At 38.7% G+C, this 20,376-nt stretch carries 19 protein-coding genes and 1 tRNA gene; 4 read left to right on the top strand and 16 right to left on the bottom strand.

The window, feature by feature from the left end:
• Positions 1 to 2,634: 2,634 nt before the first annotated feature.
• From AC3WLU_RS25770 to AC3WLU_RS25745, 6 genes are all read right to left on the bottom strand, one after another.
• The gene (locus tag AC3WLU_RS25770; protein ID WP_240520808.1) at positions 2,635 to 3,324 is read right to left on the bottom strand and encodes an SH3 domain-containing protein; all 690 of its coding nucleotides are present in this window, start codon (positions 3,322 to 3,324) and stop codon (positions 2,635 to 2,637) included.
• A 758-nt stretch (positions 3,325 to 4,082) separates the two neighbouring features.
• Positions 4,083 to 5,414 (bottom strand): peptide MFS transporter, encoded by a 1,332-nt coding sequence (locus tag AC3WLU_RS25765; RefSeq protein ID WP_057276533.1) that lies wholly within the window; start codon positions 5,412 to 5,414, stop codon positions 4,083 to 4,085.
• A gap of 405 nt (positions 5,415 to 5,819) precedes the next feature.
• Positions 5,820 to 6,455, bottom strand: coding sequence for a response regulator (locus tag AC3WLU_RS25760; protein ID WP_063574469.1), 636 nt, complete (start codon positions 6,453 to 6,455; stop codon positions 5,820 to 5,822).
• The gene (locus tag AC3WLU_RS25755) at positions 6,452 to 7,798 is read right to left on the bottom strand and encodes a sensor histidine kinase (protein WP_411739381.1); all 1,347 of its coding nucleotides are present in this window, start codon (positions 7,796 to 7,798) and stop codon (positions 6,452 to 6,454) included. Before AC3WLU_RS25755 ends, AC3WLU_RS25760 begins: the two co-directional genes overlap by 4 nt.
• A 386-nt stretch (positions 7,799 to 8,184) precedes the next feature.
• Positions 8,185 to 8,559, bottom strand: a complete 375-nt coding sequence (locus AC3WLU_RS25750; RefSeq protein ID WP_063574470.1) for a DUF1878 family protein — start codon at positions 8,557 to 8,559, stop codon at positions 8,185 to 8,187.
• An 18-nt stretch (positions 8,560 to 8,577) separates the two neighbouring features.
• On the bottom strand, positions 8,578 to 9,156 hold the full coding sequence (locus AC3WLU_RS25745) for a YqxI family protein (RefSeq protein ID WP_492598145.1): 579 nt from the start codon (positions 9,154 to 9,156) through the stop codon (positions 8,578 to 8,580).
• A gap of 872 nt (positions 9,157 to 10,028) precedes the next feature.
• On the opposite strand from AC3WLU_RS25745, the gene AC3WLU_RS25740 reads away from it, so the two are divergent.
• Positions 10,029 to 10,175, top strand: coding sequence for a BH0509 family protein (locus AC3WLU_RS25740; protein ID WP_127777491.1), 147 nt, complete (start codon positions 10,029 to 10,031; stop codon positions 10,173 to 10,175).
• A 63-nt stretch (positions 10,176 to 10,238) separates the two neighbouring features.
• Here AC3WLU_RS25740 and AC3WLU_RS25735 read toward each other — a convergent pair whose 3' ends face one another.
• From AC3WLU_RS25735 to groES, 3 genes are all read right to left on the bottom strand, one after another.
• Positions 10,239 to 10,367 (bottom strand): DUF927 domain-containing protein, encoded by a 129-nt coding sequence (locus tag AC3WLU_RS25735; protein ID WP_492598144.1) that lies wholly within the window; start codon positions 10,365 to 10,367, stop codon positions 10,239 to 10,241.
• A 298-nt stretch (positions 10,368 to 10,665) separates the two neighbouring features.
• Complete coding sequence (gene groL / locus AC3WLU_RS25730) at positions 10,666 to 12,303, bottom strand: chaperonin GroEL (protein WP_034306335.1); 1,638 nt, start codon at positions 12,301 to 12,303, stop codon at positions 10,666 to 10,668.
• A 58-nt stretch (positions 12,304 to 12,361) separates the two neighbouring features.
• A complete protein-coding gene (gene groES / locus AC3WLU_RS25725; RefSeq protein ID WP_034306337.1) occupies positions 12,362 to 12,646 on the bottom strand; it encodes a co-chaperone GroES in 285 nt (94 codons plus the stop codon).
• Positions 12,647 to 12,979: 333 nt separating this feature from the next.
• On the opposite strand from groES, the gene AC3WLU_RS25720 reads away from it, so the two are divergent.
• Positions 12,980 to 13,705, top strand: a complete 726-nt coding sequence (locus AC3WLU_RS25720; protein ID WP_063574478.1) for a CPBP family intramembrane glutamic endopeptidase — start codon at positions 12,980 to 12,982, stop codon at positions 13,703 to 13,705.
• On the top strand, positions 13,702 to 13,914 hold the full coding sequence (locus AC3WLU_RS25715; protein WP_034306342.1) for a YdiK family protein: 213 nt from the start codon (positions 13,702 to 13,704) through the stop codon (positions 13,912 to 13,914). Before AC3WLU_RS25720 ends, AC3WLU_RS25715 begins: the two co-directional genes overlap by 4 nt.
• 28 nt (positions 13,915 to 13,942) lie before the next feature.
• On the opposite strand, the gene AC3WLU_RS25710 is transcribed toward AC3WLU_RS25715, so the two are convergent.
• A complete protein-coding gene (locus AC3WLU_RS25710) occupies positions 13,943 to 14,602 on the bottom strand; it encodes a redox-sensing transcriptional repressor Rex (protein ID WP_034306345.1) in 660 nt (219 codons plus the stop codon).
• Positions 14,603 to 14,635: 33 nt separating this feature from the next.
• The gene (gene moaC / locus AC3WLU_RS25705) at positions 14,636 to 15,142 is read right to left on the bottom strand and encodes a cyclic pyranopterin monophosphate synthase MoaC (RefSeq protein ID WP_063574479.1); all 507 of its coding nucleotides are present in this window, start codon (positions 15,140 to 15,142) and stop codon (positions 14,636 to 14,638) included.
• A 133-nt stretch (positions 15,143 to 15,275) separates the two neighbouring features.
• Here moaC and AC3WLU_RS25700 point away from each other — a divergent pair, with 133 nt between their 5' ends.
• Positions 15,276 to 17,195, top strand: coding sequence for an ABC transporter ATP-binding protein (locus AC3WLU_RS25700; protein ID WP_057276549.1), 1,920 nt, complete (start codon positions 15,276 to 15,278; stop codon positions 17,193 to 17,195).
• A gap of 276 nt (positions 17,196 to 17,471) precedes the next feature.
• On the opposite strand, the gene tsaD is transcribed toward AC3WLU_RS25700, so the two are convergent.
• From tsaD to AC3WLU_RS25675, 5 genes are all read right to left on the bottom strand, one after another.
• The gene (gene tsaD, locus AC3WLU_RS25695) at positions 17,472 to 18,485 is read right to left on the bottom strand and encodes a tRNA (adenosine(37)-N6)-threonylcarbamoyltransferase complex transferase subunit TsaD (protein ID WP_053533464.1); all 1,014 of its coding nucleotides are present in this window, start codon (positions 18,483 to 18,485) and stop codon (positions 17,472 to 17,474) included.
• Positions 18,482 to 18,934, bottom strand: a complete 453-nt coding sequence (gene rimI / locus AC3WLU_RS25690; protein WP_053533463.1) for a ribosomal protein S18-alanine N-acetyltransferase — start codon at positions 18,932 to 18,934, stop codon at positions 18,482 to 18,484. Before rimI ends, tsaD begins: the two co-directional genes overlap by 4 nt.
• A 21-nt stretch (positions 18,935 to 18,955) precedes the next feature.
• The gene (tsaB, locus tag AC3WLU_RS25685; protein WP_053533462.1) at positions 18,956 to 19,648 is read right to left on the bottom strand and encodes a tRNA (adenosine(37)-N6)-threonylcarbamoyltransferase complex dimerization subunit type 1 TsaB; all 693 of its coding nucleotides are present in this window, start codon (positions 19,646 to 19,648) and stop codon (positions 18,956 to 18,958) included.
• A complete protein-coding gene (gene tsaE, locus AC3WLU_RS25680; protein WP_268563543.1) occupies positions 19,648 to 20,100 on the bottom strand; it encodes a tRNA (adenosine(37)-N6)-threonylcarbamoyltransferase complex ATPase subunit type 1 TsaE in 453 nt (150 codons plus the stop codon). Before tsaE ends, tsaB begins: the two co-directional genes overlap by 1 nt.
• A gap of 201 nt (positions 20,101 to 20,301) precedes the next feature.
• Positions 20,302 to 20,375: transfer RNA gene (locus AC3WLU_RS25675), tRNA-Met, on the bottom strand.
• Position 20,376 lies beyond the last annotated feature (1 nt).

The raw sequence follows: 20,376 nt of genomic DNA, 5'->3' as shown, positions 1-20,376 counted from the left end.
GGAAATCAACGTCCAAATTGTACAAGCCATAAAAATAGACAAACTCGATTTTCATCGAGTTTGTCTACAGTCTGAGCACCTGTTTAAGGTGCTATGCTTGTAACGTTTTTATATAGTTGATTTTCTAGACCAATTAGAGATTGCATAGTACTTGTCAACTATCATAGGTTGCTACTCGCTGGGATCTAGTTGCCTTCCTTATTTTAGTTTGATGGCTCCCATTTACCTATAAAAAACGCTATCATTGTTTACCTGCTTTGGCTTGGCTTCGCTACGAGACATTTGTATCCCCTTGCCTTGGGGCCTCCTTTTGTCTTCGGCATTAGCCTTGTTCTCTTTGACTTGCTTTTAGGTCTTTTTGTGGTGTTTGAGCTAGCACAGGTTGCTACTCGCGGCAATTTAGCTGCCTTCAATACTATCGTAGGTTGTCCCTCATTCACCCCTTTATATTTCTTTAATCCTGAAAGGTGTGTTCTTCCCAAGCACATACATACGCTTTCATTCAAAAGAGAAATAATTCGTCTACTTCTCCATACTCAACACCCCATAAACGTTTTCAATCAGTTTTTAACTCAATCAACCAAGCTTCCTATCTGATTTCCTTGTTAAAAAAACTCAATTGGTCATAATTTTCACCAATGTTTCACTACACCTTTAGAGACTTCTAATTTTGTCGATATTAACTCAGAATTTGTAGTTATTTCTCGGGAAATTGTTGAAATTTGAAAATAGTGATTCTGAAAAGTTAGAACAAAAGAATTTCTACTATTGAATTGAGTGCCTCGGTTTAAATTGGTATTAACACCTCAATATCGTAAAAGACTCTAAAAAACCATTAAGAAACTTTCTTATTTTGAAGAAATGTTTCTTAATGGTTTTTTGTTCAGTTTTAAGTTATGACATATCGTTTGTCAGTTAAATGTTCACCTCACGCGTAGAGCAGCGAGTGTTTTGGTTGAAAATTTTTTTAATTCTGAAAGGTGTGTTCTTCCCAAACACATACGATATCATTCAAAAGAGAAATTATTCGTCACTTCTCCATACTCAATACCCATAAACGTTTTCAATCAAGTTTTTAACTCAATTGGTCATAATTTTCACCAATGTTTTACTACATCTTTTAGAACCTTCTAATTTTGTCGATGTCTACTCAGAATTTGTAGTTATTTCTCGGGAAATTGTTGAAATTTGAAAAATAGTGATTCTGAATAGTTGGGACAAAGGAATTTCTACTATTGATTTGATTGCCTCGGTTTAAACTGTTATTTAACATCTCAATATAGTCAAAGAGACTAAAAAAAGTAATGAAACCTTTTTCTTATTGAAGTAATGTTTCTTAATGGTTTTTTTGTTGTTCAGTTTTAAGCTATGACATATCGTTTGTCAGTTAAATGTTCATTTCACCCGTAGCTGCGAGTTTATTGGTTAAAAATTAAGCTTTCTTTTAATTGAATGAGAGCATGGGTTAAATTGTCATATGTATCGGGTATCGCTATCTCTGTTTCATTGGTTCCTTCTAATCTTTCTTTTTCTTGATACAAGGTCCTTTAGCTCTATCGTTTAGGGAGTTCCCCGTATAGCGTATCGCTTTAAGCGTTTCTATGTCGGACTTCCCTTTCTTTTTAAAGATGAAGAATCTGCGGACTTATTTTCATGTTATATCGCACACCGATACGAAACATAAAAAAGAACCGATAAGCCCCTTTCTTGAGGAACACTATTGAGGCCATGAATCTTGCTGGAGCTGGGAAACCGTTGTTTTAAGCTGAGCCATATCCTTGTCAGTGGATTGTTCATTTCAAGCGTAGCTGCGAGTTGTTCATTGGTTAGAACATTTAAAATCTCATTTATTTGTTTGGAATTATGGGTTAAGTTGTCTTTATACCGGGTATCGCTATCTCTGTTTCATCGGTTACTTCTAGTCTACCTTTTTATAGACACATAAGATCTCTAGCTGTACCCTCCAGGGACATGCCCTTATCACGTATCGTATAACGCTATGTGCGCTTCGATGTCAGATTGAATAAAGATAGGTGACCACCATCTTAAAAACTCATATCCGTTTCGTACTAAGTTTTGACCATACTTTTGAACAGTGGGTGTGCATCCCCACATTTTCTGCCACTTCCTTAGAAAAGAATACAAAGAATACTTGTTCATTCGGATGTAAATCATGTTTGCATCAAACGTCACTTTTCTATTAAACCTAAAGATTCGAATTTATTTGTAAGTTATATCGCCCAGCGATACGCAACACACAAAAAAGAGCCGATCAATCCCTGTCTGGAGCACCTCTATTAAGGATGACTCTTGTTTTTGAATGCAAGTTCTCAACTGTCTCAACTCTCATTTCATTAAACTGCATTTTTTGCTTGCTTCAAATTGTGCATTTTGTTTTAGATGCATATCGCTTAAACAAATCTCCAATGAAATTTTAATTGAGCCTTCGCTTGCCTTTGGTAGAACGTCCGATACATTGGTATCGCCGAGCTTTTACAAAACTGGTGCCAAACCTGTAAAGTTGAAATATTCTTTCTTCATTCTGTTTTTCAGCTGCGCGAATCATATATGGCACTATGAATTTTTTTAAAGTTTTTTGGATTCGCATAGGCAAAAAACCTTAACAGTCATCCCTTATTTTCTGAATATGGAGAAAAGTCCCCGCCATTTTTCGGAACGTTTTTGTATAGTCTCTTCTAAACGTTTATTAAATTCATTTTGTGAACTCCATTCTTTTTTCTGTTCGTCCCGCATATTTTGTATTTCTTTTTGTAAGAGTTCACTTTTTTGTTTTTCTTGTTCCAGCAATGTTTCGTAATGGGTATTTTGTTGTTCAGTTAATTGTTCAATTTTAGTATTAGTTCTTTGCGCTGAATTTCCAATACTAGAACTTATAACATGATGATCTTGCTGGAGCCGGGAAACCTTTGTTTTAAGCTGTGACATATCATTTGTCAGTTGGGCATTCATTTCACGTGTGGCTGCGAGTTCATTGACTAAAAACATTAAGACCTCGTTTAATTGATTGGGGTCGTGGGGTGAATTTTCATATGTATCGGGTATCGCTATGTGTGTTTCATTGGATCCTTCTAATCTTTCTTTTTGTTGATACACAAGGTCTTTAGCTGTATCGTCTAGGGGCTTGTCCGTATCGCGTAGCGCTATAAGCGCTCCGATGTCAGATTTAACAAAGATACGCCGATCTCCATCTTTCAAAAACTCATATCCATTCCGCTCTAAGATTTGACCATACTTTCGAACAGTGGGAGTTGCAATCCCCACTTCTTCTGCCACTTCCTTGGAAGAGAAAGCTCGTTCATTCATTTGTATATCGCGTCGCATATCGGACCTCTTTTCTATAACTAGTTGTATCTGTAGTCTACCCGACCTTAAATTTTCTGTCTAGATAAGTATAGCCTATCCAGAAGTCGTTAGGGATAGCGATAAGATTCCCTTTTCCTTTCTTCTGTTTCCATATAGGATTAGATCACCTATTCACTTCCCTTCCTTCTCTTGCATAGCCTCCATCTCCCCTTATAATTGCGGATGTTACATCTGGTTGGGCCTGGCGCCTAGTCCCGTGCCTTTGGAAAACTGGCCAGCCTTATCCTCAAGATTCCCCTTTTTTTGTTGCAAGTTACCACTCGGACAAATTTCATATAATCACTTAAGTGGAGTGAATTACATCCTAATTCATAGGCTCTTTTACATAACCAGCTCTGAGTGCTTTTCTACTAAAAGTGGCTGGTCAATTATTGAAACCAAGTTTATTAATCTACCTAAGTGTTTATTATTGTTTCTCATCTAATATAGCTTTGACTTGTTTTATAAGAACTTCCCATTGATTTGCTTTTGTTTACTTATGTTCCGTACCATTCAAATGGATGAAAGACTCGTGAAAATGTTGAAACACAATAAGATTAAGCAAACAGAAATAAAACTTCAAAGAATCGTTCCTTTCTGGTATGGGTCGTTGTGGAGACCCCGCTACACCAGTTTGGACCGATTCTATTATTTTCCCACTAAAAAAAGCTCGACCCAAAAGGCACATTATGTGCCTTTTGGGTCAGCTCATTTTTTCATTATTTCATCAGCTTTGCGACTGGCTTCGAAAGGAACAACAATACAATACCTAAACCAATTGTTACAAAACCAATTACACTGAAGATTTCCAGGTAACCTAAAGACTGCGTATATGCAGCTAATTGTCCGGCTACCATATTGGCCACCGCGGAACTTGCCAGCCATACTCCCATTAGAAGTGAGGCAAGCTTGATTGGAGCAATTTTACTTACCATTGATAAGCCGACTGGTGAAATCATTAATTCGGCTAATGTATGAAGGAAATACGTTACAATCATGAACAGGATGTTCACTTTCAGCGCTGTATCGTTTCCTGTGTACATAACGGCAGGAAGCAGTACTAAGAAACCTAAACCAACAGTGACTAAACCGAGAGCCATCTTCGTTGGGGTTTTTAAGTCACCGCGTTTTGAGCTGCCAAGCTTGTACCATAAAGCAGACATAATTGGCGCTAAAATCACGATGAATAATGGGTTCAATGATTGGAACCAGGCAGTTGGAACCTCAAAGCCAAATACATTCCGATCAATTTGGTCATTAGCATACAATGTCAATGAACTTCCTGCCTGCTCGAAAGCGGCCCAGAAAGCAATGACGAAGACTGCCAAAATCACGATAGCCGCTGTACGTTTTTGTTCTCTTTTCGTTAACGGTGCAGCTGATTTTTTACCAGCTGTAACATCCGGTTTGCCGGTAGGTTCTTTACCGATATCACCTAAATAGCGATTGCCTAATAAGTTGAAAACTAACTGTCCTACAATCATGCCAATTGCTGCTGTCAAGAACCCATATTTATAGTTCATAAGCCCGACCACTAATGGGGCGAAGAAAGCCCCAACGTTAATACCCATATAGAAGATGGTGAAAGCCCCATCACGACGCGGATCATTGTCTTCATAAAGATCACCAACAATTGTCGAGATGTTTGGCTTGAAGAAACCATTACCGATGATCAATAAACCAAGACCAATGTAAAGCGCTGTTAAACTCTGACTTGCGAATAGCGAAAAGTTACCCAGCGCCATTAAAATACCGCCAATCGTGATCGCCAATCTTCTGCCTATGAAACGGTCAGTCAAGTATCCGCCAATCATTGGCGTAATATAAACGGCACCAGTAAAGAATCCGTATATGCCCATAGCCGCAGATTTGTCGACTCCAAGCCCGCCGTTTACAACCGTTGCCGTTAAGTAAAGAACAAGGATTGCCCTCATTCCGTAATAGCTGAAGCGCTCCCATGCCTCAGTAGCGAACAGCATATACAGTCCTGGAGGATGCTTTTTCCTGGACTGGTTTGGCTGCTGAACTTCTTCTTTTAATAGTGCTTGCATAATAAAGTCCTCCTCAATATGGTTAACCACCAATCGTTACATTCACAAAATAATTGCATGGTCTTTATTTTAATAGACAATTGATTGGTACGATGATGGCCACTCACTCCATCCAACTCACCATCAGTAAGCGTTTTCATTTTTTAATCTTCGCTTTGGTGCAAAAAGAATCTGATAGCAAAATCTTCATGAGCATTAACTTATAAATTCATTCATTTAACTTGAAGACAACCAATGAAGTTATTTATATTTTAAAGAATCATTAGTGTTGTAAAATAATTTTATATTATCAGAAAATATAAAAATACAGAAAAAAAAGAAAAAAAGTCTTGTTGCATTAATGGTTGTGCAGCAACGGAGCCCCCCCATCATAATAAAAAAACTGCCTTGTATTAAGGCAGTTTCTTAGTCAACAATCCATTGATATAAATTTTTGGGTCTTCCTATTTTTTGATAACTCACAATAGTTTCCACTTTTCCTTCATCAAGTAAATGCATAATATAGCGATAGACGGTCGGATAAGCCAATCCAACTTCTTTAGAAATTGTATCAACGGAAAAAGGCTCACGATTAGAATGTAGAAAATCACTAACGTGACGAAGTGTTCTCTTACTAATTCCCTTTGTTACAAATACATCCTTCTCTTCACTGGATTTTTGCTGCGGAGCTGATTGGGTTAATTTTGCTAGGCGGGCATGCAGTTGAATTCTTGAAATCAAATCAGGCGCTTTTACAGGCTTTAACGCAAAATCCGTTGCGCCTGCTTCAAGAAAGCGATCAGCAATTTCCTGTCGTTCATCGACTGTTAATACAAGAATCGGTACATCAGCATTAAGTTTACGAAGCTCACCCACTGTTTTTATTCCGTCCATTTCCGGCATATGATAATCCACTAAAACAACATCCGCTCCTTTTTCTGCAAACACATTCAACCCTTCTTTTCCATTGTTCGCCGTATCTGCATTCCAGCCGGCAAATTCACAAATTTCACTTAGCATGTATTGAATTGATGCATCATCATCTATGACTAAAATGTTCATCTTGACACACTCCCCTCAGCTAGTTTAATCCAAATTATTGTCCCGTGCCCAAGCTTGCTGTCAATTTCCACCGATGCACCATGTCCTTCAGCAACTTGTCGTACGAAAGCTAATCCCATCCCTGGATGCGATTTCGTACTGAACCCAGCTTTCCATACTTCCACCTGCTCTTTAGGTGAAATCCCTTTCCCGTTATCTGATACACCCAACCAAAGTTCATTTTCATAGGTTTTTACCTTAAGCAAAATCTTTCCATCTTCCACTCCGTTCACTGCATCATGAGCATTGTCAATTAAATTCACCAATGCCCTTGTCATTCGGATTTTATTAATTAAAATTTTAATTTCAGGATCTGTTTGAAAGTCTACCTTCAGATTAAGATTTGTCCCGCTCAGTCTGCTTGCTTCGACATATTCAACTAAATCTTTTATACGGCACCAATGTTTTTTATCATCATATAAAATCTCGGAAATCATGTCGCTAACGGAATGAATCGATGCTGAAATCCTTTGACAATATTCCTTAATTTTAGAATCGTCCACTTTCAAACTAATTAAAGAATTTAGCCCCTCAATTGCTGTGAGAGGCGTTTTTAAATCATGGACCAGATATAGTGCTTCTCGTCCTGATCTTGACTGCATTGCTTCTAACTGCGCATAATGAAGCTCTTGCTTTATCCGCCATCTTTGTTCGGATAAAGAAAAATACACAGCTAAAATAACAGCATTAATAACAAAAATCAAACACAAAGTTAAACTGTACAATGTTAAAGATTGCTCAAATCCAATTTGAACCGCTATATCTTTTAATTCCTTTGAAATCGATCCTTGGCCAAATCCATATTGGGATAAAGAAGGAATCTCATTCAGCCATTCAATCCCAAAGATTAATTGAGAACAAATAATCGTTTTAATAATGGGCTTTAGTCTATCCTTTTCAAAGGCTTGCAATAATAAGATGGCTAACAACAATAACAACGCATATGCGCTAAATGAGTATGTTAAAGAATAATAAGCATTTATCACGATATAATCGAGAGGAATAACAATAAGAGGAATGACGATTTTTAACCATGGACGGTTTAAACGAGCACCGATTTCGTCTCCCAACAGCAGTGCACCAATATAATGAAACAAAGCTAAAACTGTATTTAAAGAAATTAACAAAAAAACGGCAAGCATTAGCTTATTTCCCGTTTCTTCACCTTCTCTTAAAGAAATAAGCAAATCAGTAAGGCCAATTTCGTCAGGACCCAACCACGACAGTAAGAATACCCCGAATAAAATTACTCCAATTTTTATCCATATTGTCCAAGACCTCATAAGACTTGCTATCATAATCATTTCACCTTTAATCGATTATTTGCTTATAGAATAGAATGACCATTCTTTCATTTCGAATTGATTTAATGTATGTATACCCTTCCATCCTCATTATACGCAATTCATCATTATTATGAAAATTATAAAAAAATGGGTACGGGATGAGCTACCCTATAGACAAAAAATTATCCTTATAGAGTTATTTAACTACACTGCATTTTTTTCCATAGAAAAAAACACCTCCATATTGATTGGTTGATATTTAATACCTACTTTTCAACGAAAGGTGTTTTTACTTTTCTCATTTTTCAGGTCAGTGCAATTATAAAAAAGGATTATCTCGCTTTTGCATATTTAGTTAGTTTGCCGAAATAATATTATATACTGATGCTTTTTGAGATTATACTTTATTGTTCCAAGAGGTAATTACATAAATCAACTTGAAAATATTGATTTCTCAAGGATTTAATTAGATAAATAGGGTTCACATCAATATTCACATGTAACAATGCCTTTTCAAAGGTATCCATGGACACTGAAGGATTATCTCCTAATAATGATGCAATGGCTGCTTCATATTTACCCTTTTGGTAAGTACCTTCCTTTTTATCTTCTAAAGCATGAAGTATATCAAAAATCACCTTTGTATCATTTTCACTCAGATCATTATTCAAAATGAAATGAAAAAAAGTATATTGTTCAGGATTTTTATCCAAAGCAATTGTAAGTAATAACTTTTGATGATATTTCATCTTTTTAAATTCATCTATTAACTCATCCATTAAATTCAGCTCCTACTATTATAATACCCAAAGTGCAATTGCCCAAGCAATAGATCTAGCAGCACTTGGTGCAAAGTCTAATTCATGTATCATGAAATCAACTAATCTTGCTTCAATTTTATTAGACATTCTGTCTAATGCATCACCAATTTCAAAAGCATGTTTTTTCAAAAGCTTACCATTGGCAGGTGATAAACTACCAACAATTTTACCCATTGCTGTACCACCATACTTTAGTGCATACACTACAACTGTCTTTTTAAACCCCCTTTTTTTGGACTCATTTTCTAATTGTTGAATAATTTCAGATGACATTTGAGTACCATCATAAGGGTTGACGGGGTTGGCCTGTTGCATTATTAAACTTGAGGGAGTCGATTGGTCAGCGATGACACTTTCTATTTCTTCTAGGCTAATTTGGGTTTGCTCGGTTACTATTATAGAACCAATTTCAGTATTTGTTCGAATTGTTGATTCATTTAGTTCAGAAGCAGAAGCTTTTGAAAATGGAGCAAAAGCTGAAAATAGAAAAGCACTTGCAACAGCTGGAACTATAATTCTCTTAACACCAATTTCTCTAACTCTAATAATTTTCATATTGGTCAAACTCCTTTTAACAATGGGGTTAGGGTAAGTGTTTCCGCACTTCTATCTTTATACTAATATATTTAGTAAGTCCCCTCGTTCCAAAAATGAAACGATATAATTCACATTTCATAATTCCCTTATTTGATATTCACATATTTGGTGTGAGCATTCATGACTGAATCTCCCGTTAGACCCCTATAATAAGGGATTAAGCGATGATTACATCATGCCCGCCCATTCAATTAATAATTTAATAGGAAGTAACAAGGTAATAATATCAACACTTTTGGTCAAAGCCACCTAAAATAACTTCACTTAGTGTCATGATATTTCAATGTAAGGTGAGCAAATAGGTGAGCTTTTTCAATTAAATTCTTATAAATAACTGGTATGAAGAACCTGAAAAAGCCCCACTATTACAAGAGGAAGCATAAATCTAATCCTAATCCTATATTATTTCGGAAGGAGAAAAGATTATCATGAAAATGAAAAAATCCTTAAATCGAATTCAAACTGCATTATTAAAGAAACACATAAATGAGTTTTAAGAAAAAGATGGCATTTTAACTGAGGCTTTCATTTTAGAAGGACCAGAAGATATGATTTTCTATGTCTATAAGTTTGAATCTCCCTGTAAAACTGTGAAAGGTGCAATTTTATTATAAAAATTGAGAGGAGATTTTATAAATGAAATTTCAAAAGATTCTTAACTGCTTCAAAGTAAATAGATAAATACCATTTCTATATTATTTCCTTAAAAATCATCTATATTTGATATTTGTTTAATCTCACATTGAGATATATAATAAAAATAAGAAAAAAGAAAGCGTTTTCAATATTTAAATACTTCGTTACTTCTCATACTATAAGGAGGATTTAAGATGAGCCAAGTAGAAAGAAAATCCAAAGTGCAGAAATTAATTGAGCAACAAAAATTCAATGAGAAAGACATTTCCAAGATGACAGATTCACAGATTGAATATTATCACTGGCTCTATTTTGATGACTCTGTTTATGATTATATGTAACTAAAATATAAAATGATAAAAAGCGGGAAAAACATTGATAATTCAGGTTTCCCGCTTTTACTTTTATTCTTTAGGACTCCCCCATACCGATGGACAGAGTAGAAGTAAACCACTTTTACCACTGCTGGACTCTCCTGATATATCTACAACTATGGGCTTCATATCAAACTCATGCAAAAATAACCGAAGCAAAAGATGCTTGTAAAGGGAAAACTGCCTTTGGGCGATCCTTCACTAAGTTAAAAACATTCTCAATCAACTTTTAACAGTTCCTTTTAAGGACTCTAGTATTTGTTGTTCCCCCATCGCCAAGAACTATATGTATGTCTTTCGTTAAATTGGATGTATGAAGTTTCCCTTTCAACATCGAAGAAAAGGCCTCCCACAGTAAACTGTGAGAGGCCATTTTCATTAAAATTGATATTCACATGTTAGGTGAGCTCATTCTAAATCCTCGTTAAACCCCTCTATTAAGGGATTTAGCGAATGATTACATCATGCCGCCCATTCCGCCCATGCCGCCCATGTCAGGCATGCCCATGCCGCCAGCACCAGCAGGTTCTGGTTTGTCAGCAACGACAGCTTCTGTAGTTAAGAACATTGCTGCTACAGAACCAGCGTTTTGTAGAGCTGAACGAGTTACTTTAGTAGGATCGACGATACCTGATTCGATCATGTTCACCCATTGTCCAGTAGCTGCGTTGAAGCCAGTGCCTACAGCTTCGCCTTTAAGGCGCTCTACGATTACAGAGCCTTCAAGTCCAGCGTTGTGAGCGATTTGACGAACAGGCTCTTCGATGGCACGAAGAACGATTTTCACGCCTGTTGCTACGTCGCCTTCCGCTTGGATTTCAGCGATTTTATTGTATACGTTAAGAAGTGCTGTACCACCACCGGCTACGATACCTTCTTCAACAGCGGCACGAGTGGAGTTCAATGCATCTTCAATACGAAGTTTACGTTCTTTCAATTCTGTTTCAGTAGCTGCACCGACTTTGATTACCGCTACACCACCAGCTAATTTAGCAAGGCGTTCTTGTAATTTTTCACGGTCAAATTCAGAAGTTGTTTCTTCTAATTGAACACGGATTTGGTTTACACGAGCTTGGATTTGAGCTGTATCCCCAGATCCTTCAACGATCGTTGTATTTTCTTTCGTAACAACCACTTTAGACGCACGGCCTAATGAATCGATTGTTGCAGATTTAAGATCAAGTCCGATTTCTTCAGTGATTACTTCGCCGCCTGTAAGAGCTGCGATGTCTTCAAGCATTGCTTTACGACGGTCACCGAATCCAGGAGCTTTAACCGCAACAGCGTTGAATGTTCCACGAAGTTTGTTCACAACAAGAGTTGCAAGCGCTTCGCCTTCTACATCTTCAGCAATCAATAATAGCGGTTTTCCTTGTTGTACAACTTGCTCAAGTACAGGAAGGATTTCTTGGATATTCGTGATTTTTTTATCAGTGATCAAGATATATGGATTCTCAAGGACAGCTTCCATTTTATCTGAATCAGTAACCATGTATGGAGATGCATATCCGCGATCGAATTGCATACCTTCCACTACGTCCAACTCAGTTGTGAAACCTTTAGACTCTTCGATTGTGATGACGCCGTCGTTACCAACGCGCTCCATTGCTTCCGCAATCAGTTGGCCCACTTCTTCATCAGCTGAAGAGATGGCAGCAACTTGTGCGATAGACTCTTTGTTTTCAACAGGTTGGGAAATGGCTTTCAATTCTGCGATTGCAGTATTGACTGCTTTCTCGATTCCTTTACGGATACCCATTGGGTTCGCACCAGCTGTTACGTTTTTAAGACCTTCACGGATCATCGCTTGCGCAAGAACCGTTGCAGTAGTTGTACCGTCACCAGCTACGTCGTTTGTTTTGCTTGCTACTTCAGCAACCAATTTCGCACCCATGTTTTCGAATGCATCTTCCAATTCGATTTCTTTAGCGATCGTCACACCGTCATTTGTGATAAGCGGCGAACCGAATTTTTTCTCAAGAACCACGTTACGACCTTTTGGTCCAAGCGTTACTTTAACTGCATCTGCAAGTGCGTCCACACCGCGAAGCATGGAGCGGCGAGCTTCTTCACTAAATTTAATTTCTTTAGCCATTTATAAGTACCTCCCTAAAATTTAAGAAAATTTTCGTTCAGTTAAGTATGATGTATAATTAGCCGATAACAGCTAGAATGTCGCTTTCACGTAAAATTAAGTATTCAGTGTCTTCGTATTTAACTTCAGTACCTGCATATTTTGAGAAGATAATTAGATCGCCTTGGGCAACCTCTAAAGCAACACGTTCGCCATTTTCAAGGACACGGCCAGTACCAACTGCTACTACCTTACCTTCTTGTGGCTTTTCTTTAGCAGTATCAGGAAGAACAATACCGCTTGCAGTTTTTTCTTCAGTTTGAACTAGTTCAATAATAACGCGATCACCTAATGGTTTTAACAAGTGAAACAACCTCCTCATATTCTCTTGATAATTTGTTTCATGATTATTAGCACTCATCATCATCGAGTGCTAACACATTTATAATATTAAATAAACCGAGCCTTTTTTGCAAGTATCTTATTGAAAATTTTTTATTAATTTCTGATAAATTACGGGTAAACTACTTTAGCATAATGATTTCCTAAACATAGTCATTGAAATGTCATGTTAGGGGTACCTTTAAGTGGTGTTCTGCCCCAATTTTTGATACCATTTTGTAGTATGCGTTTATAGATTGTCCCCACGTCAGTAACGTTCCAAGCGGATGGGTGACTATAAAAGGAGTTTTCATTTTTGAAAAAAGAATATTGGTTCGTCATCATCACTTATATTGCCATGCAATTATCCAGTATTGTCGGGGTACCCATTTTCATGCTGATCGGGTCTTATACCGGAATGCCGGCTGATGAACTCGAAGTGAAATCTGCAGCATACTGGATAGTTTTCAGTTTTCTCGCTGCTTTATTCTTGATTCTTTTTTTAATGAGAAAAGATATGAGGGAAAAGCTGGACGCGAGAAACCAAACTTCCGTATCCATGTCCATATTATGGGCAATTGCAGGAGTGTTCATGGCTCTTTTTGCGCAAAGCATTGCCGGAAGCATTGAACAAATGCTTGGGGTGGAGTCTGAATCTGAAAATACGCAGCAACTCATTTCACTCATTTACAAAGTCCCCATGGTCATTTTCGTCACTTCAGTAATTGGACCTATATTGGAAGAATTAATTTTCCGTAAAATTATTTTCGGATCACTTCATAAACGCTTTAACTTCTTTATTTCAGCTTTAATCAGCTCAGTTATTTTCGGCTTGGCGCATGGTGAATTTGAACATCTTCTTTTATATACGGCAATGGGCTTCACTTTTGCTTTCCTTTATGCGAAAACAGGCCGCATTCTCGTTTCCATGAGCGCTCATATTGCGATGAACACGCTTGTTATCATCCTTCAAGTGGTATATCGGGAGGATATTGAGAAGATGCTAGATACTGCACAGGCCTTCATCGGAGGTTTATTATGAAACGTCAATCACCATTATTCATGGGCATCATTTATGCAGGCTTAGGGGCTCTTTTTACCGCTATCGCAATTCAAACCGTCAATTCTTCTGGATGGGGACTCTTTGCCTACATACTTGTCCTTATTGCGACTCTTGATTTTGGATCGGGATTACGCATGATCATGCTGCACTTTAAGATTAAAGCCGCACAAAAAAATAAGAAAAAATAAAAAAACGCTGCATAAATGCAGCGTTTTTTCATTCCTCCAAAGCCGCTTCTTCCACTACCGGATAATGCTTCAGGAAGTAGATGAGCGACTGAAGTTCCACGGCCAGGTCAATGTGGTGGACCCTTATGGATGGCGGCACGGTCAGCCGTGCAGGTGTGAAATTCAATATTCCTTTTATGTCAGCTTTGACTAGACGATCGGTTATCGTCTGGGCTACCTGTGCAGGCACTGTCAATATCGCTGCAGTAATATTATTTTCCTGCAATAGTGTATCGATTTGATCCATATGGTAGATGGGCACATCAGCTATTCGCTTGCCGACCTTTTCTTCAGATACTTCGAAAGCCATTTCAATTTTTGTATTATTATTTTTCATGAAATTGTAATTTAAAAAAGCGGTTCCTAAATTTCCCACTCCGATTAAAGCGACTTTGGTCAATTCATCTTGATCAAGTGTTTTTCTGAAGAAGGATAATAAATAATTGACATTGTAGCCGTAGCCTTTTTTCCCAAGCGCGCCAAAGTAGGAAAAATCACGGCGAATGGTAGCAGAATCCACTTTTACGGCTTCACTTAGCTCAGCCGAGGAAACTCTTTGTTTGCCTGAGGAATGTAAGTTCTTTAAAAATCGATAATACAATGGCAACCTTTTGGCTGTTGCCTGCGGTATCTTTGGGTCATGGTTCATTGTTCTTCCCCGCCTTCACACATGCTTTTCAACTTAATCTCTATCTGTTCGTTTTACTTGCCTTTTATAATCGCTACTAGACACTCCGCCTGTTTTCTCCACTAAGAATGTAGGCCCGATCACCATTCCCTTATCAATGGCCTTACACATGTCATAAACAGTCAAGGCAGTCACGGATGCAGCTGTTAACGCTTCCATTTCCACACCTGTACTCCCTTTTGTCTTAGCTTCCGTTTCAATCCTAAGCCTATATCCTTGTTCTTCTTTTTCCCAATCAAAGGCTATATTGACCCCTTGCAGAGCAATGGGATGGCACATCGGAATTATATTGGATGTATTTTTGCTGGCCATGATTCCTGCAACTTGTGCAACAGCCAGTACATCACCTTTTTTCATTTTATGGTTCGTGATCAATCCATATATTTCATCATTCAATAAAATGCTCGACTGAGCCACTGCCGTCCGGGTTGTTTCAGGCTTAGCACTCACATCGACCATTTTGGCCCTGCCCTGTTCATTAAAATGCGTTAAGTCTCCCATTTAAGTAACCCCTCCTAAATCATACACTATTATTCCACTTTATGTAATAGCTTTTCTTTCAGCTTGGAACCAAGCTGTTGCCGATAATAACTAAAATACGTTAAACTAACAGTAATCAATTGAGGTGAAATCTATGATTTTATTACAAATCAATCAACTATCGAAATATTATGGAGCTGAACTTATTTTATCAAATATGAAGCTCGAAGTTCAAAATAAAGATCGAATTGCCCTTGTCGGCCGAAATGGCGCCGGCAAATCCACTCTGCTAAAAATCATTGCCGGGCAGCTTTCCCATGATGGCGGTGAAATAATCAAACCAAAAGGCGTCACCATCGGCTATATGGCCCAGGATACTGGATTGGAATCCGCATTGACCATTTGGGATGAAATGCTTACTGTATTCACTGACCTTATAGAGCAGGAAAAGGAACTGCGTCGCCTTGAGGCTGATATGGCCAGACCTGACATCTTTGAAAACGAAACGGTTTACCAAAAAGTGCTGAATGAATACGACACTTTGATGGTGGCATTCAAAGAGAAGGGAGGTTATCAATATGAAGCGGATATCCGTTCCGTATTGCATGGTCTTCAGTTTGCCGACTTTGACTATTCTACCCCAATTTCCACTTTAAGCGGCGGGCAAAAAACAAGGCTTGCCTTAGGTAAGCTGCTTTTAAGGAAACCGGATATATTGATTCTGGATGAGCCGACGAACCATTTGGATATCGAAACCCTCTCTTGGCTTGAACAATATTTACAAGGCTACCAGGGAGCTGTCCTCATTGTTTCCCATGACCGCTATTTTTTAGATAAAGTAGTAAACCTGGTATATGAGATTTCCCGGAATAACATGAAAAAATACCATGGTAATTATAGTTCTTACCTAGAGGGAAAAGCGGAAGATTATGAGCGGGACATGAAACTGTTCGAGAAACAGCAAGGGGAAATCGAAAAGCTTCGCGATTTTGTCCAACGTAATATCACAAGGGCTTCCACAACGAAAAGAGCACAAAGCAGACGTAAACAGCTCGAAAAGATGGATGTACTGGACAAGCCGCAAGGTGATGAAAAATCCGCGAATTTTTCTTTCCAGATTGAAAGGCAAAGCGGAAATGAAGTACTCCACCTCCAGGACCTGGCTATCGGATACGAAGGGGAAACGGTATCAAAGAATATTAATTCCCGGATGACAAAAGGAGAGAGCATAGCTCTTGTCGGCCCAAATGGAGTTGGAAAATCAACTTTATTGAAAACGATCATTTCCAAGCTGCCTGCCCTTTCTGGGGATTTCCGTTTTGGAACGAACGTAGAAGTCAGCTACTACGATCAAGAACAGGCTAACCTTGTTTCCAATAAACGCGTACTCAATGAATTATGGGACGACTATCCCCTTAAACCGGAAAAGGACATTCGCACCGTACTCGGTAATTTCCTATTTAGCGGGGATGATGTTTTGAAAACCGTTTCCACACTAAGCGGGGGCGAAAAGGCCCGGCTTGCTCTAGCCAAAATGATGATGCAAAAAGGCAATTTTTTAATTCTTGATGAACCAACGAACCATTTGGACCTCGATAGTAAATTGGTGCTTGAAAATGCATTAATTGATTATCCGGGAACTATTCTATTCGTCTCACATGACCGTTATTTCATAAATCGGATAGCAACGAAAGTGATAGAGCTCTCCAAAGACGGCAACGAAGAATTCCTCGGTGATTATGATTACTATCTAGAGAAGAAACAGGAGCAAGCGGAAATCCAAGCACTTGAACAGCAGGATCAGGCTAAATCTTTAGATGCGGCTGTAGAAAAAACAAATTACAAAATTGATAAAGAAGCAAAAAAAGCTGAACGCCAGCGAAAACGGCGCATTGAGGAAATCGAGGCAGCCATGGAGCTTCTTGAAACCGAAATAAACGAATATAATGACCTCCTATGTGATCCAAATGTTTTTCAGGACCACGAAAAGGTGATGGAAGTCCAAACAAAACTTGATCATGCACAAGAAAGTTTGGATCAGCTTCTCGAAGAATGGGCTGAACTGGAAGAATGAAAAAGACCGAGTCAATTGACTCGGTCTTTTTCTTTTCCAACCAAAGTGTCTTGAAAGTTATCCACAAACTTGTTAACAAACCACTTACCGCTCATTAGCCATTAATTTGAGTTATACACATTATCCACAGAAACATATCCACTTATCCACAAAAATACCCCTTTATACACATGCAGGATGATTATCAAAAAAACTTTATCCACAGAATATTCTATTATTTTATTAACACGATAAAAAGACAGGATGCCAAAGTGACGGATCCTGTCTTCTCGTCCATTAAAATGCTTCTATATCCAATCCAGGATTTCCGTTCAAATCCAAACCGGATCGCTTTCCCTTTTCAAACATGACACTGCCAGCAGCACCAATCATGGCAGCATTGTCGGTACAAAGATAGAGGGGCGGAATGGATATATCCATAGGTAAATCCTTAAAAGCTTCCGTTAATGCTTCCCTAAGGCCTTTATTTGCCGCAACTCCTCCAGCAAGCAATACCTGTTTCACATTATATTCCTTTGCAGCCTTCACAGCTTTCATTACAAGCACTTCTATCACGCTTGCTTGGAAACTTGCCGCTAAATCTTTAGGTTCAATTTTTTCCCCGCGCTGTTCTGCATTATGCAAAGTGTTGATTACCGCTGATTTCAACCCGCTGAAAGAAAAGTCATAGCTGCCATCCAACCATGCCCTAGGCAGTTTCAAAGATGGTGAGCCTTCTTGCGCAAGCCTATCGATATGAGGCCCGCCAGGATAAGGGAGCCCCAAGGTTCGAGCCACTTTATCATATGCCTCCCCTGCTGCATCATCCCGAGTCTCCCCGATCACCTTGAAAGAACCCGGTTCTTCTAAAAGCACCAATTCCGTATGACCTCCCGAAACGACTAAAGAAAGCGCAGGATATTCAATCTCCTGAATAAGCCGATTTGCATAGATATGACCAGCGATATGATGCGTACCGACAATTGGTATTCCATGTGCGAAAGCTACAGCCTTCGCCGCATTCACACCTATTAATAGTGCCCCTACAAGGCCGGGACCTTCTGTAACGGCAATGGCATCCAAGTCTTCATATGTCACACCCGCTTGCAGCAGTGCTTCTTCAAGAACAATAGTAATTTGTTCTACATGATGACGGGAAGCTATTTCCGGGACGACACCGCCAAAACGTTTATGACTTTCTATTTGTGAAGCCACGACATTACTCAGTATTTCCGTTCCATTTTTTATGACGGCTGCCGCAGTTTCATCACAGCTTGTTTCAATTCCTAATATAATTTGATCTTTTTTCATGAAAAATTCACCCACATAACATAAGCATCCTCTTGATTGTCAGTATAATAATTCTTTCGGATTCCGCCCTTTTGGAAACCAAGTTTTTCATAAAGTGAAATGGCTACGGCATTACTGACACGGACCTCAAGTGTCATCCTCACCACACCCATTGAAATGGAGATTTCAATCATCTTCCTGAGCAAAGCTTCTCCAAGCTTTTGCCCTCGGTATTCTGGTAATATCGCAATATTGGTGATGTGCGATTCATCAATGACGATCCAGGCACCGCAATAACCGGCAATTTTCCCTTCATCCTCTATCACCATGTATACAGCATATTGATTATGATTCAATTCATTAAAAAAAGCTTCCCGGCTCCAAGGCAAAGTAAAGGACTGCTTTTCCACGTTAAGCACTTGGTCGATATCTGCCGTATTCATCTTTCGGAACGTCAATGTTTTACTCATAATGATCGTCGCTTTCCTTGTTTATTTCCCCTGCTGTTCAAGCCACTTAGCTTCTGCTTCAGCCATGCGGATATAATTCGGTACAAACTGGTGAACATCCACTTCAGCCTTATCAAGACCAATGAAGGCCAGTTCGCTTGGCCTTGAATTATATGACTGTACTGGAGCAAATACCGCTAATTCACCTAATGCATCAGTAATTGCAACCCGATGGATGTCCACATCTTGACCAACAAATAAAACAGGACGATTTAATTCCTTCAATTGATTCGCCCACTCAGAGGATAGAATATTACAATCTTCAATGACTGTCTTTAAAGAATCCTTTTCCATTTCATATAATCCAGTATAAATCTGCCCTCTTCTTGCATCGAACAAGGGAGATATCAACCCGTTAAAATAACGTCCATTAGCTGCTAAAACCTCTAAGCTGGAAACACCTGATAACGGAATCTGAAGCGTCCAGGCCAAGCTTTTCGCTATCGTCACTCCAATCCTGACCCCTGTATAGGAGCCTGGACCTTGAGCGACCACTATCTTAGTTAATTCCTTCGGTTTAGTATCGCAGTCCCTCAGCAGTGTTTCAATTGCTGGCATTACCCGCACCGAATGATTTTTCTTTAGGTTCGTCGTATACTCACCAATTACTTGATTCCCGTTTACAAGTGCAATCCCTAATGTGAAATTCGATGTATCTATAGCTAAAACCTTCATCAAATAATCTCCTTACATAACTTTACATATCGTTCGCCTTTGGCTTGCAAAACGATACGCCGGCTTGTATCGCCCAAACGATAGATATAAATGGTCAAGATCTCCTCTGGGAGGTGATCCTTTATTAAATGGGCCCATTCAACGACAGTCACACCATCACCATCAAAATATTCATCAAAGCCTAAATCTTCTTCCGATTCACTTACCCGATAGACATCCATATGATACAAAGGTAAGCGACCCATGTACTCCTTTATTATCGTAAAGGTAGGGCTATTCACCATTCTGGTAACACCCAATCCTTTAGCCAGCCCTTTTGTGAATGCCGTCTTCCCTGCACCCAAGTCACCTTCTAGAGCCAGCACATCTCCACTGGAAAGCTTTTGTGCCAATTTGTGCGCAAATTGCGCTGTTTCTTCCTCATTCTGAGAAATCCATTCAACATGTTGCATATATCAATCACCTTTATCATTATTAGGAAAACGTCCGTCCTATAGTTCATGTCGAGAACCATAAACGCAATATTATGGAACAAAAACCATTCTATATGTAGTTTACCTTGTTTCAAAAGAAGAAACAAATAAGTTAAGGACATATTATTCGAATAACAGATAAAACAAAAAAACGAAACCTAGGTTTCGTTTTTTTCATGATTGCGGGGACAGGATTTGAACCTGCGACCTTCGGGTTATGAGCCCGACGAGCTACCGGACTGCTCCACCCCGCGA

The organism is Peribacillus sp. FW305-BF15 (genome assembly GCF_058783805.1).
Note: the sequence above shows the minus strand (reverse complement) of the source record. Positions and strands in the feature narration are given on the sequence as shown.